The 12,735-nt window shown below is 49.0% G+C and carries 12 protein-coding genes and 1 pseudogene; all 13 read left to right on the forward strand.

Annotated features, from left to right (window positions below; genetic code table 11):
* Positions 1–12: 12 nt before the first annotated feature.
* Complete coding sequence (locus HMPREF1207_RS18815) at positions 13–666, forward strand: HAD family hydrolase (RefSeq protein ID WP_009677143.1); 654 nt, start codon at positions 13–15, stop codon at positions 664–666.
* A gap of 25 nt (positions 667–691) precedes the next feature.
* Complete coding sequence (locus HMPREF1207_RS18820) at positions 692–1,063, forward strand: YybH family protein (RefSeq protein WP_009677117.1); 372 nt, start codon at positions 692–694, stop codon at positions 1,061–1,063.
* 372 nt (positions 1,064–1,435) lie between these two features.
* The gene (locus tag HMPREF1207_RS18825) at positions 1,436–2,086 is read left to right on the forward strand and encodes a TetR/AcrR family transcriptional regulator (protein WP_009677164.1); all 651 of its coding nucleotides are present in this window, start codon (positions 1,436–1,438) and stop codon (positions 2,084–2,086) included.
* Entirely contained in the window at positions 2,079–3,377 is a 1,299-nt protein-coding gene (locus HMPREF1207_RS18830) for an MFS transporter (RefSeq protein ID WP_009677141.1), read from the forward strand. Before HMPREF1207_RS18825 ends, HMPREF1207_RS18830 begins: the two co-directional genes overlap by 8 nt.
* Positions 3,362–5,680, forward strand: a complete 2,319-nt coding sequence (locus HMPREF1207_RS18835; protein ID WP_009677144.1) for an ABC transporter permease — start codon at positions 3,362–3,364, stop codon at positions 5,678–5,680. The genes HMPREF1207_RS18830 and HMPREF1207_RS18835 overlap by 16 nt, the downstream gene beginning before the upstream one ends.
* A 3-nt stretch (positions 5,681–5,683) precedes the next feature.
* Positions 5,684–6,448 (forward strand): ABC transporter ATP-binding protein, encoded by a 765-nt coding sequence (locus tag HMPREF1207_RS18840; protein WP_009677124.1) that lies wholly within the window; start codon positions 5,684–5,686, stop codon positions 6,446–6,448.
* A gap of 104 nt (positions 6,449–6,552) precedes the next feature.
* Positions 6,553–7,092: an endonuclease V gene (locus HMPREF1207_RS18845; protein ID WP_269212172.1), complete on the forward strand. Its 540-nt coding sequence runs from the start codon at positions 6,553–6,555 to the stop codon at positions 7,090–7,092.
* Between the two features lie 19 nt (positions 7,093–7,111).
* Complete coding sequence (locus tag HMPREF1207_RS18850; protein ID WP_009677171.1) at positions 7,112–8,437, forward strand: SMI1/KNR4 family protein; 1,326 nt, start codon at positions 7,112–7,114, stop codon at positions 8,435–8,437.
* 383 nt (positions 8,438–8,820) lie between these two features.
* Positions 8,821–9,287, forward strand: a pseudogene (locus HMPREF1207_RS30355) (DoxX family protein).
* Positions 9,288–9,376: 89 nt separating this feature from the next.
* Positions 9,377–9,841: a hypothetical protein gene (locus tag HMPREF1207_RS18860; RefSeq protein ID WP_009677135.1), complete on the forward strand. Its 465-nt coding sequence runs from the start codon at positions 9,377–9,379 to the stop codon at positions 9,839–9,841.
* Between the two features lie 406 nt (positions 9,842–10,247).
* Positions 10,248–11,078, forward strand: a complete 831-nt coding sequence (kduI, locus tag HMPREF1207_RS18865; protein WP_009677151.1) for a 5-dehydro-4-deoxy-D-glucuronate isomerase — start codon at positions 10,248–10,250, stop codon at positions 11,076–11,078.
* Between the two features lie 38 nt (positions 11,079–11,116).
* Positions 11,117–11,866, forward strand: a complete 750-nt coding sequence (locus tag HMPREF1207_RS18870) for a DeoR/GlpR family DNA-binding transcription regulator (protein WP_009677137.1) — start codon at positions 11,117–11,119, stop codon at positions 11,864–11,866.
* A gap of 29 nt (positions 11,867–11,895) precedes the next feature.
* Complete coding sequence (gene kduD, locus HMPREF1207_RS18875; RefSeq protein WP_009677168.1) at positions 11,896–12,651, forward strand: 2-dehydro-3-deoxy-D-gluconate 5-dehydrogenase KduD; 756 nt, start codon at positions 11,896–11,898, stop codon at positions 12,649–12,651.
* Positions 12,652–12,735: the final 84 nt, after the last annotated feature.

Here is a 12,735-nt window from a genome sequence, read left to right on the forward strand (position 1 = left end):
GAGGACCCACCCATGCCGATCCAGGCGGTTCTTTTCGATTTCGACGGTACGTTGGCGGATACGCTGCCGCTTTCATTCGACGCTTTTCGCCGTGTTTTTGAAACGTACGAAAACGTGACGCTGTCCGACGAGCAGATTACGGCCAAATTCGGGCCGACCGAGGATGACATCATCCGGCTGAATGTGAGCGACGCTTCCAAGGCGCCGGCAGCCATAGAGGATTACTATTCTTTCTATGAAAATCATTTTCATGCAAGGGTGAGTATGCCCCGGGATATTGCGCATATGCTGGAGGATTTAAGCGGGCAAGGAGTCCGGATGGTCATCATAACGGGCAAAAGCAGGAGAGCCCTCGATGTTAGCTTGAACAAGCTGGGCATTGAGAAGTTTTTCTTCTCCACCGTATCCGGTGACGAGGTGGACCGGCCGAAACCCGATCCCGAGGGGATTTTTAAAGCGCTGAAGCTGCTTGGGTTGTCCAAGGAAGAAGCGATCTTCGTCGGAGACAGCAGCGCGGATATTAAGGCCGGGAAGTCGGCCGGATTGTGGACAATTGGAGCTCACTGGTTTGAGACCGTTCAAACGGCGCTGTTTTCTCCGGAGCCCGACGACGTGTTGACAAATGTCCGGGATCTTGTGGAGCTTGTGAGGCAAACCAGAACATAAGAACAAAAGAAGGGATAGATTCAGCATGACCTATCAAAAAGCATTGGAAGCTTACATAGCCGCTACGAATACACACGACTTCAGTGAAGTAAGAAAACTTCTTCACCCGCAGGCTGTCTACTGGTTTACGGACAAGAGCTGTACGACTCCGGAGCAAATCCGGGGGTACTTTGAGAACGCATGGAATCTCATCCGAGAAGAGGTGTATTCAGTCCGTGATGTGCAGTGGGTTGCGGAGGGGCCGCAGTCGGCCGCCTGCATTTACACGTATCTTTGGGAAGGCTATCACAAAGGGGAATTCGTTTCGGGCAGCGGACGCGGGACGAATGTGTTCGTCAAAGATGCTGAGGGCGAGTGGAAGCTCGTGCACGAGCATCTGAGCGGTGCCGTTCAGTGACGTGAGGTACAGAGGATAAGCTTATTCGAGGTGAGTCGTATCATAAGTGACGGCAAGTTTTTAGGTCGTACGCCCAATTATACGACTATTTCGATTGTGCGATCCCACGGATAATGATATTCCATACGGCATTGAAATTGTCATCCATCGAACTTCTGCACCACATATAAGGAGCCCTTCCGGACAAGGATTTCCGTGGCATCGAGTTGGGCAAAGATTGCTCCATCCACAATGATCGGGAGGGCCCGAATAAAGAAATCATGATTTATGCCATACTTACTTTCACTCCTTCAAACAATATGCTATCATTTACATCATAACCGACAGACAGTCGGTCTGTTGATGCCTGGCATCAAGCAAGGAGATGTAACGATGAGAGTTGTAAAAGAAGCAGAAGAACGCAGAAACGAAATACTTGACGCGGCGGATGAGCTTTTTGGGCAGAAGGGCTTTGACGGTACAAGTACGAACGATATTTTGGTCAAGGTGGGAATCGCACGGGGAACGCTATATCATCACTTCAAGTCGAAGGAGGATATTATGGACGCTCTGATTGAGCGGTACAGCGTCAATCTTATAGGTGCAGCGCAGGAAGTTGCCCTAGATAAGAGCGTCCCCGTCATCGAGCGTATTCTCCGCGTGGTCATGGCACTGAACGTAAACAGCGATAACGGAAGCGGCAAGGAAGTTATGGAGCATATTCACAGGCCCCAGAACGCGCTAATGCATCAGAAGATACAAAAGGTCATTATAAGCGGCGTTCCGCCGATCCTGACACCAATTATCCTCGAGGGTATTGAGCAGGGCCTGTTCAACACGCCGTATCCGTATGAATGCATGGAGATGGTTATCGTATATGCGAATACCATCTTTGATGAGGATAGGGCTGACATGACGAACGAGGAGCGAACTTCACGTGTGCTGTCGTTTATTTTTAACATAGAAAGGCTGCTTGGTGCCGAAAGCGGAAGTCTGATGAGCGTTATGCAGATATTTGGTAAGGGTAGAGACGGCAATGAATAATCCGGGAGGAGCTTTCGGCAAATTTATTCTGCTGTGGTCGGGACAGCTTGTCTCAGCGATTGGAAGCGGGCTTACATCATTTGGGCTTGGGGTTTATATTTATCAGCAGACAGGGCAGGCATCGGCCATGGCACTGGTCACTCTGCTTGCATTTATGCCATCACTGCTGTTAAGTCCCGTGACGGGAGTGCTTGCGGACCGCTATGACCGGAGAATTCTAATGGTACTGGGCGACAGCCTTTCTGCAATAGGACTTGTATTTATTCTGATTTGTCTGCTTAACGGAGAAGCACAGCTGTGGCAGATTTGCGTGGGAGTGACCCTAAGCTCGGTATTCTCATCGCTGCTTGATCCTTCGTATAAAGCTACGGTTACGGATCTGCTTACCGAGGAGCAGTATACGAAGGCAAGCGGTTTTGTTCAGATGGCAGGCTCAGCCAAATATCTGATTTCCCCGGCACTTGCGGGATTTCTGCTGATTGTCTCTGATGTGAAGCTGCTGCTTATTATCGACATCTGCACCTTTTTTGTAACCGTTGCTTCGACGCTTGCGGTACGCAGGGGCCTTGCTTCCAAGAAATCTGAACAGACCGGGTCGTTCATGCGTGAATTTAAGGAAGGGTGGAGAGCCGTTTCTAGTAACAGAGGTGTGCTTGTACTTGTAATTATGACCTCCGTAATGACCTTTTTTCTTGGTTTCATCGAAACGCTTACTATGCCCATGATCCTTGCTTTTTCGGACAGCTCTGTATTAGGAACGCTTGAGACGATTATCGCTCTGGGGATGCTTGTATCGAGTGTGCTGATTGGAATGGTTCGGATCAAAAGGAATTTTGTCAAAATCCTTTCACTTTCGCTATTTTGGGAAGGCATATTCATGGCGGTTTTTGGACTTCGGGAAAATATTATACTTCTTGGTATTTCGGGGTTTCTCTTTTTTGCCATGCTGCCATTTGTCAACACAAGCTTGGATTTTCTGGTCCGCACCAACATTGACAAATCTGTTCAGGGCAGGGCTTGGTCACTGATCGGGTTAGTATCACAGCTTGGATTCATTGTTGCCTATATGCTGTCGGGTGTGCTTGCGGATTATGTGTTCACGCCTTTGCTGATTGACGGCGGAGAACTTGCGGGCAGTGTGGGCAGGATCATCGGTACAGGCAGCGGCCGGGGAACGGGACTTCTGATTATCATCGCCGGAATACTGTTAAGTGTTGCTTCTGTAATTTTGTATAACTTGAAATCTATGAAAAGGCTTGAAGACAGAGGTGACGTATGTACTACCGGATAATCCGCAATGATATGTTAAAAAGCAAACTAATTACGTTGACCACCATGATCTTCGTCGCTGCCGCGGCTATGCTTGTCTCTCTGTCGTCCATGCTTGTCGTCAATCTTACGGGTGCAATTGATACACTCATGACGCAGGCAAAAACCCCGCATTTTCTGCAGATGCATTCAGGGGAACTGGATAGGGCACGGTTTACGGCTTTTGCGGACCAGAACAACAAGGTTGACGAGTTTCAAGTGCTTGAGTTTCTCAATGTTGATGGTTCGCGGATTGTCATAAACGGCAACTCACTTGTGGACAATGTTCAGGATAACGGCTTCAGCACGCAGAGCGGGAAATTTGATTACCTGCTTGACCTTGATGGGAATAGGATCACGGTATCCGACGGGGAGCTGTATGTTCCAATCGGCTATATGAAGGACGGCACCGCGAAGACCGGGGATACGGCTGTAATCGGCGGAAAGAAACTTACCGTTACCGGATTTCTCCGTGATTCTCAGATGAATTCGCTGCTCGCCTCGTCCAAAAGATTTCTTGTAAGCGAACATGACTACGCCGAAATACAGAGCTCCGGAAGCACAGAATATCTGATTGAGTTCAGACTCAAAGACTTGTCCATGCTCGGGGCATTCAAAGATGATTACACCTCTGCTGGGCTTGAAGCCAATGGCCCCACGATTACCTATCCCCTGTTCAAAATGCTGAATGCAATATCCGACGGACTTATGATTGCAGTCATCCTTATAGTAAGCGTGCTTGTCGTTGCCATCGCATTTATGTGTATACGCTTTACTCTCCTTGCCACAATCGAGAGTGATTACCGCGAAATCGGTGTTATGAAAGCAATAGGATTACGTGTATCTGATATTAAAAAGATATATCTTGCGAAGTACGCGGGAATTGCGGCCTTTGGCTGTATGGTTGGATTTGCCCTTTCATTTGTGTTCAGAGGCTTGCTGCTTGAAAATATAAGGTTATACATGGGAGGGAGCGAGAACTCTTCCTTAGCCTTGTTGTTTGGAGTAATCAGCGTAGTGCTAGTGTTCCTAGCCATCATTGGCTATGTGAGCAGCGTACTGAGACGCTTCCGGAAAATCTCCGCTGCAGAAGCGGTTCGGTTCGGTATTTCACAGGACAAATCCGCGGGAGCAAGGCGTTTTACGCTGAGCGCAAACAGGCTGCTGAACGCGAATATTTTTCTCGGCGTCAAGGATGTGCTCGCAAGGACAAGTCTATACGCGACAATGCTTGCTGTGCTTGTGATCGCTGCATTTATTATGATTGTTCCCCAGAACCTGCACAACACGATTTCCTCCAAAAGCTTCATCACCTATATGGGGATAGGCAATAGCGATATGCGCCTGGACATTCAACAGAAGGACCATATCGCTGCAAAAGAAGCGGAAGTTGCAAAGGTCATGGAGAGCGACACGTCCATATCCCGATATGCCGTGCTTACAACGGAAACCTTCACAGCAAGGAGGCAGGATGGATCGGAGGAGAGGCTCAAAATCGAGCTCGGCGACCATTCTATTTTCCCGGTGAAGTATTCCCAAGGCAGAGGACCAGCCGCAGATAACGAAATTGCTCTGTCCGTGATGAACGCCGATGAACTGGGCAAGAAGGTTGGCGATGTCATTACGCTGGTGATTGACGGGAAGGCCAGAGATCTCACGGTGTGCGGAATGTATTCGGACATTACCAATGGCGGGAAGACCGCAAAGGCTGCTATTACAGAGCGTTCGGAGGATAGAGTGTGGTCCGTTATTTATGCGGAGCTTTCAGATGAGGCTGTTGTTGACGGAAAAGTTAGGGAATATGCGGAAAGATTTCGTTTTGCCAAAGTATCAGGCATTGATGAATATGTTACGCAGACCTTCGGCTCGACCATTAGCTCTGTCGGTAAGGTCTCACAGATCGCAATTGTGATGATGCTGGTTATAAGTGTTCTGGTTACGGTGTTGTTCATGCGAATGCTTGTTGCAAAGGACCGATATTCGATTGCCGTCATGAAGTCATTAGGTTTTACCAACTCTGATTTGAGAATACAGTATTTTGCGCGTTCGGTAGTTGTGCTCATTATCGGAATTGTTCTCGGGACGCTTCTGGCTAACACGCTCGGAGAGATATTGTCAGGCGCAATTATTTCTTCGTTTGGAGCATCGTCGTTTACGTTTGTGGTCAATCCGCTATCGGCGTATCTGCTGTGCCCGCTGATGTTGATCGGTTCAGTACTTATCGCAACGATGATTGGCACATCGGGAGCGGGACAAATCACAATATCCGGCAATATTAAGGAGTAGGTCATGAATAGGAAGAAGCTTATAACCGGTGAGAATATAGAAAAGGTTTACGGCCAGGGTGGTGACAGGCGCAAGGTTCTTGACGGAGTGTCCGCCCACATTAACGAGGGGGAGTTCGTGTCGGTGATGGGACCTTCGGGCTCGGGAAAGTCGACCCTGATGTTCGCGATGAGCGGGATGGACCGCATTGACGGCGGGGAGGTTACTTTTGACGGCAGGGATTTATCAGCACTCCGCGAAGATGAGTTGGCTGACCTGCGCAGAACCCAAATGGGCTTTGTGTTTCAGCAGCCTACGTTGATGAAGAATATGAACATTCTGGATAACATCATTCTTCCGTCCATGCGCGACAACAGAAGGAATGTCAAGACAATCACGGAACAGGCGAGAACGCTTATGAAGAAGGTGGGCATAGCAGAGCTGGAAAAGCGGGACATTACCCAGGTGTCGGGAGGACAGCTTCAGCGTGCGGGCATCTGCCGCGCCCTTATGAGCAATCCGCAGATTATTTTTGGTGACGAGCCGACCGGTGCGCTTAACCAGGAAGCTGCGCAGGCCATTATGAATCTACTTTCCGAAATCAACGCGGCGGGTACTGCGATTATGCTTGTAACCCATGACGCCAAGATTGCGGCGAAGACGGAGCGTATAATGTTTATGTGCGACGGAAAAATCGTGAGCGAAATGCGGCTTCCGAAGTATAGTGTTGTAGATATTGAGGATAGGATGGAGAAGGTCATGGCGAAAATGCGGGAGATCGGGATATAAATAGTTGTGTACAATATTGCCTTGAGAGTCTCTACATTCTGAATTGAGGGTCCAGAGAACAAAAAAACTTGCCGTCACAGACAGCGCGGTGAACCGTATCATAAGTGACAGCAAAAAGGAAGGAATCGCTATCCATGATCATCGCTGTCGATGTGTATTATGAGGAAAATCAAGCGAAATCAGTGGGGGTTATTTTTCAGAGTTGGGAAGATTCTAAACCACTCGAAGTCATCATCTCATATACGGAAAACCCCCACGAATACGAAACGGGTTTTTTCTATAAACGAGAGCTCCCTTGTATACAGGAACTGTTGAACCTTACTGATATAAATCAAATACATACCATTGTTGTAGATGGCTATGTGTACTTAAACAATGAGAAAAAGCCCGGGCTCGGACATTATGTTTACACGGATTTTTCAGGAAAAATTCCAGTGATCGGTGTGGCAAAAAGTGCCTTTCACGACAACGAAGCCTTTGTCCAAAAGATTTACCGAGGCAGCAGCTCCAAGCCTTTGTATATCACCTCTATCGGCATGGAGCTAGCAGTCGCTGCCGAGCACATACAGAGTATGTACGGAGAATACCGATTTCCGCATCTGCTGAAATTGCTGGATAAGCAAACGAAGGAAGCCCGGCTATAATCAACAGGGGGAATTCAATATGTTGTTTTGGAAGAAAGAAACGCAACTTGATCGAATAAAAAACAAACTCGGAAAGGCCATGCGCAAAGATACGGCTTTTTCGGTGTTTGGAGCATCCTCACACAAATACAGGGTTTATGAAAAGCTTACAGCAAAAGAGCTTGCAGACTGGCAAGCAAAGAATCAGGTCACACTCCCGGAGTCTTATACGCAGTTTTTAACGAGAGTCGGAAATGGAGGTGCCGGGCCGTATTACGGGATTTATTCGATTGAAAAGGCAACTTCTTATACCGATAGTGCACTCACTACAAAATGCGTTCTACACCCCGGAATGACAAAAGAGGAATGGAACCATCTGACCGAGCCCCTGATCAATGATGAGGACATCTCCGACCTGGAATACGACGCCGCCCGTGATAGGGTGTTGGGCGGCATGTTGTGTATTGGCACACAAGGCTGCGAATACGATATGTATCTTGTAATTGAAGGGAAACACAGGGGGAAAATCGTTTACACTTCAGATTTTTATCCGGATCGTCCCTTTTTCTTTGTCTATGAAGACAACTTTCTGGACTGGTATGAGCGCTGGCTGGACGAAATTATTCTGGATTATGATATCGCGTGGTTTGGCAGCAGAATGCCGGGCGATGAAAATGCATTGATACAGGTTTATCAAAACGCCCCAAACGAAGAAATCAAATCAAAAGCGCTTGATGGAATGTTCAAGTTTAAGAAAATCTCGCAGCCAACCATTGATTTTTTAGAAAGCGTTGCTGAGCAAAGACAAAATGATCGCACCACAGCCATTCAACTAATCTGCAAAACCTCTGTTGACGCGGGAAGAGGCTATCTTCTGGAGCTGTTGCATTCGGATAGAAATGAGGATTTATTACACGCTTTACAGATTCTGAACTGGTACGGTAAATCTTTTGATTTAGCGGAATTTATAAAAGTGATAGTGCAAAGTCTTGACAGGGTTCACGACCCGGAGACGTTGCGTCATGTGGGGTATGTTTTGGAATCTTCCGGCGCGATTACACTCCAAAACTTTGCGCCCTTTCTGTGCCACACCGACTCGAATATACAAACTGCCGCAATCTATGCGACACGCGATTGCAATGACAAATCGGAAAGTTGGGAGATCATTCAACGGATGTTCATGGGTGGCGGCAAGGAGGCTGTGAAAAACTCTATTCAATATTGGGGCCTTATCCCACATGAGAAGTTATTGCCTTATTATAAGGCTGCATGGCCGGAATATAAAAGCAATCCTAATTTCAGGGAAAAATTTATGGCTTGTTTGAAAGAATTAAATTTGCCAGATGATTATTTTGAAAAAGAATAATTTAATTACTCAATATCCATACCATTGAAAACTCGGGCGGCTTTACGTAGGACACCCAATTAGATGGTTCAACTTTGCATATCGCCGTCGGTCATGAATTTCTCGCAGTCCTGACGCCCGCCAAAACTGAGTCATGATCAAAAAACTTCGGCATTATCGTGCCGGAGCTTTTTTGCATGCAATCAAAGAGCCAAATGGCATGGAATGTTGACATACATAGCCGACTGGCAGTTTTCATGTAGAGTGAAAAGATGTGATTGACACGACACCTTTTGGTATCCTATAATCGAAAGCGACACCAAAAGGCGTCCAATTTAAGGCCAGTTATTAACAAGGTTTGGAACCTGAGTAAGTTTCACTTAAACCAATGAGGAGGAAACAAAATGAGTACAATCATCGGTGCGAAAACAACCGCGAAAGTAGTAACCCAGCACCGCGGAAAAATGATTGCTTATTGGACCGTCACGTTACTGCTCGCAATATCCATTACGTTAAGCGGTATCGGGCAGCTAATGCGATATGGGGGAAATGTTGACTTAGTGACCGATATCGGTTTCCCGTTATACATCACGAACATTCTCGGAAGTTGGAAATTGCTTGGAGTCGTTGCTATCATCGTGCCGGGTTTTCCTCGGCTAAAGAATGGGCTTACGCCGGTATTTTCTTCTTAATGACGGGGGCGGCTTTATCTCATGCGTTTGCTAACGATTATGGGGATTACGGGTTTCATCTTATCCTTCCGCTTTTCTATGCCGCACTAAATATCGCCTCGTGGGCGCTGCGTCCGAAGAGCCGCAAAATGTGCAAGGAGGTGGTGAAATTATCGGCCGCCCCTTCATACAACCAATAGATGACTACTGTAAAACTAATAATTTGGAGAGACTGTATTCGGTACCCTCCTGTTTTAAGGAAATCAAAAAGATAAGAGGAGAGATGGAAATGTCGTATATCGTTGATTTTAAAAATGTGTCTACGGTTGGTTTAGAGTCTTCACCTGTAGCAGAAGCGCTTGCTGGATTACGTGCTAATGAAGCCCGTTACTTTATGAACAAATACAAGCATGAATTTACGGTAGTACCCGCCGGCGAAAGTCAGGAGAACCTTGATTATGTGAACCGCATTTTGAAAGAAGAACGTGATATTGCGTTTGCGGCCAAACCTTTAGAAACGTCGCGTTTTCAAGTGGAAAATATCCGATTTACCTACGTCTTTTATGAGGACGGGCTTGCGCTCAATGTCATGTATACGGTTGATGACCCTAAGAAGCGGGCCGTTGGTTTTAAGCTTTCCGAGGGGATGGAGGTACCGCAGGAGTTAGAAGGGAAGTTTAAGTTTGCCAGGCAGAAGTCTAAACTAGCCGGAACCATTCGGGGCTCGTTTTTTGTAATCAAAGGAGAATATTAAGGGCAGCAAAAATGTAAGGGAGAAATCGTTGTCCGAACACGACAAGACTTACAGGCTGCTGATCGAAAAATTTTGGAACGCTTTCCCCGGATTGGAGACTGAGCCTGTCTCACCAGTCCGCTCACAGGAAAAGCGGCCGCCTTCATTTTCGGAAGGCGGCCGCTTTTTTTATTTGAAGAGGAGGGGCAGGGCCGGTTGGGTTCGTTGTGCGGGTTGGGGACTCTTTCCTCCTTTCTGAGATTATCCTATGCGAGATTGATAGAAAGATGGCGGCGGCCGCCCGAATCTATGAAAAAAGGGTTTATCGGACCGATATGAAAAAAGTACTTTTATGTTCAATATGGTTGTGATACACTTAAAACGAACCTAAATGAACATAAACGTACCTTATAGGAGGTTACCCCATATGGAAATCCGTCACACGACAAACCCGACTGACTTTAAAACTTTTACAACCGAACGCATGAGAAATGACTTTTTGATCGAAAATTTGTTTCAGGAAGAGCGCATTTCGATGGTCTACACCCATTATGACCGCATGGTCATCGGAGGCGCGGTTCCCGTCAAGGAAACGCTTGAACTTGAAGCGGCCGACACGCTCAAAACGGAGTACTTCCTGGAGCGCCGCGAGGTTGGTTTTCTGAACATCGGCGGAGACGCCGTCATTACGGCGGACGGAGAGAGCTTCGAGCTGGGCCGTCTGGATGCGCTGTACGTGGGCAAAGGAAACAAGAAAGTAACGATCGCCAGCAAGGATTCTTCGAATCCGGCCCGCGTTTATTTCTGTTCGGCGCTCGCTCATGCGGAAATCCCGTCGAGAAAAATTTCGATCAAGGAAGCGAATCCGAACCACCTCGGCTCTCTGGAAACGTCCAACGAACGGATTCTGAACCAGTACATTCATGCCGACGGCATTCAAAGCTGCCAACTGATGATGGGCGTAACCCAGCTCAAAACGGGAAGTGTATGGAATACGATGCCGGCTCATATCCACGACCGCAGAATGGAAGCTTACCTGTACTTCGATCTGAAGGAAGACGCGCGCGTGTTCCATATGATGGGCGAGCCTTCGGAAACGCGTCACCTCGTGGTTTCCAATGAACAGGGCGTCATTTCGCCGAGCTGGTCCATCCATTCCGGAGCGGGAACCAGCAACTATTCGTTCATCTGGGCTATGGCCGGCGAAAATTATACCTTTAAAGATATGGATATGGTGCCTATGAACGAGTTAAAGTAGAAGCATGAACCTGTTTGACAGGCAAGGAGGAATTATTCATGCTGGCTGCTGAACGCCATCGTACCATTCTGGAAGAACTGGAAAGCCGGAAAAGCGTCAAAGTTTCCGAGCTTAGCGATAAATTTCAGGTCACGGAAAAGACGATCCGCGAGGATCTCGAGAAGCTGGAGGAGAAAGGGCTTCTGAAGCGGACACATGGGGGAGCTGTCCCTTTGCCCGACGAAGAGAGCCTGCTGCCGCAGATTCCGAATATCAAGCATGTCCGCGAAAAATCCGCCATCGCCGAATACGCGCTGACTTTCATCGAACCGCACGACATCATTGCGCTCGACGCCGGGAGTACGACGCTGGAAATCGCCCGCAAGGTAAAGAACATGCCGCTCACCGTCCTGACCAACGATCTGCTCATTATCCGTGAGCTCACGGCCAAGGACCAGATCCGGCTTGTCGTGCCGGGCGGGTACCGGCATCATAACCTGCTCGTCGGCACCGATCCGGATTGGGTGAAGAAACTCAACGTGCATAAGCTGTTTCTATCCGCCACCGGCATTCATCCGGATTACGGGCTGACCATTTTCACGGAGGAGCTGACAAGGCTCAAGCGCGTCTACATGGAATGCGCCAAAACGATTTACTGCGTCGCCGACCACAAAAAGTTCGGCAAAGGGGCCTTGATCACGTTTGCCGGCCTTGACGAGATCGACTACTTGATCACCGACAGCGGCATCGGTTCCGAGACGCTAAGCAAATACGGGGAGGCCGTCAACATTTTGCAGGCCCCCCTCTAATAACCGTTAGGCTAAGGAAGGTGTACGGAATGAATTTATTTGATTTGTCCGGCAAAAAAGCCGTCGTAACCGGGGCGGGCCGCGGCCTAGGCGCCACTATCGCGATCGGTCTGGCCGAGGCGGGAGCGGACGTGGCGCTGGTGACGAACCGGACTCCCGCGGATGACGTCAAGGCACGGGTCGAGAGCTTCGGCCGCCGCGCGGTCACCATCCAGGCGGATGTCTCCGACCGCAGCCTGCTGCCCGGCGTGATCGGCCAGGCCCTCGAAGGCCTGGGCGGACTCGACATCCTGGTCAACAACGCGGGCATCATCCGGCGCAAGCCGGCCGCCGAGCATGACTACCAGGACTGGCAGGATGTGCTGGACGTGAACCTGAACTCCGTGTTCACGCTCTGCCAGCTTGCCGGCCGCCATATGATTGCACAAGGTTCCGGCAAGATCATCAACGTGGCCTCCATGCTGTCGTTCCAGGGAGGCATCAACGTGCCCGGCTACACGTCCAGCAAGCATGCCGTAGCCGGCTTGACCAAGGCTTTGGCGAATGAGTGGGCCTCCAAAGGCATTCAAGTCAACGGTATCGCACCGGGCTACATGAGCACGGACAATACCGAGGCGCTGCGCGAAGATCCGGTCCGCAGCAAGCAGATTCTCGAGCGCATTCCGGCGGCACGCTGGGGCACATCCGAGGATCTGATCGGACCGGCCGTGCTGCTCGCATCCCGGGCCTCGGATTACATGAACGGACACATCCTGTGCGTCGACGGGGGCTGGATGGTGCGCTAACCCGTCCCGTCTTGCCCTGCTTTCGCCCAATCGCGACAGGGAGCTATCCCAGCATAAAGCCAAGCCCTTCCGGGTTACAATGAG

This window comes from Paenibacillus sp. HGH0039, from assembly GCF_000411255.1.
GTDB lineage: Bacteria > Bacillota > Bacilli > Paenibacillales > NBRC-103111 > Paenibacillus_F.

Bases quoted from the DNA above. Each gene is read 5' to 3' on its own strand.
- HMPREF1207_RS18815 (WP_009677143.1), top strand. From the start codon at position 13: ATGCCGATCCAGGCGGTTCTTTTCGATTTCGACGGTACGTTGGCGGAT.
- HMPREF1207_RS18820 (WP_009677117.1), top strand. From the start codon at position 692: ATGACCTATCAAAAAGCATTGGAAGCTTACATAGCCGCTACGAATACA.
- HMPREF1207_RS18825 (WP_009677164.1), top strand. From the start codon at position 1,436: ATGAGAGTTGTAAAAGAAGCAGAAGAACGCAGAAACGAAATACTTGAC.
- HMPREF1207_RS18830 (WP_009677141.1), top strand. From the start codon at position 2,079: ATGAATAATCCGGGAGGAGCTTTCGGCAAATTTATTCTGCTGTGGTCG.
- HMPREF1207_RS18835 (WP_009677144.1), top strand. From the start codon at position 3,362: ATGTACTACCGGATAATCCGCAATGATATGTTAAAAAGCAAACTAATT.
- HMPREF1207_RS18840 (WP_009677124.1), top strand. From the start codon at position 5,684: ATGAATAGGAAGAAGCTTATAACCGGTGAGAATATAGAAAAGGTTTAC.
- HMPREF1207_RS18850 (WP_009677171.1), top strand. From the start codon at position 7,112: ATGTTGTTTTGGAAGAAAGAAACGCAACTTGATCGAATAAAAAACAAA.
- HMPREF1207_RS18860 (WP_009677135.1), top strand. From the start codon at position 9,377: ATGTCGTATATCGTTGATTTTAAAAATGTGTCTACGGTTGGTTTAGAG.
- kduI (WP_009677151.1), top strand. From the start codon at position 10,248: ATGGAAATCCGTCACACGACAAACCCGACTGACTTTAAAACTTTTACA.
- HMPREF1207_RS18870 (WP_009677137.1), top strand. From the start codon at position 11,117: ATGCTGGCTGCTGAACGCCATCGTACCATTCTGGAAGAACTGGAAAGC.
- kduD (WP_009677168.1), top strand. From the start codon at position 11,896: ATGAATTTATTTGATTTGTCCGGCAAAAAAGCCGTCGTAACCGGGGCG.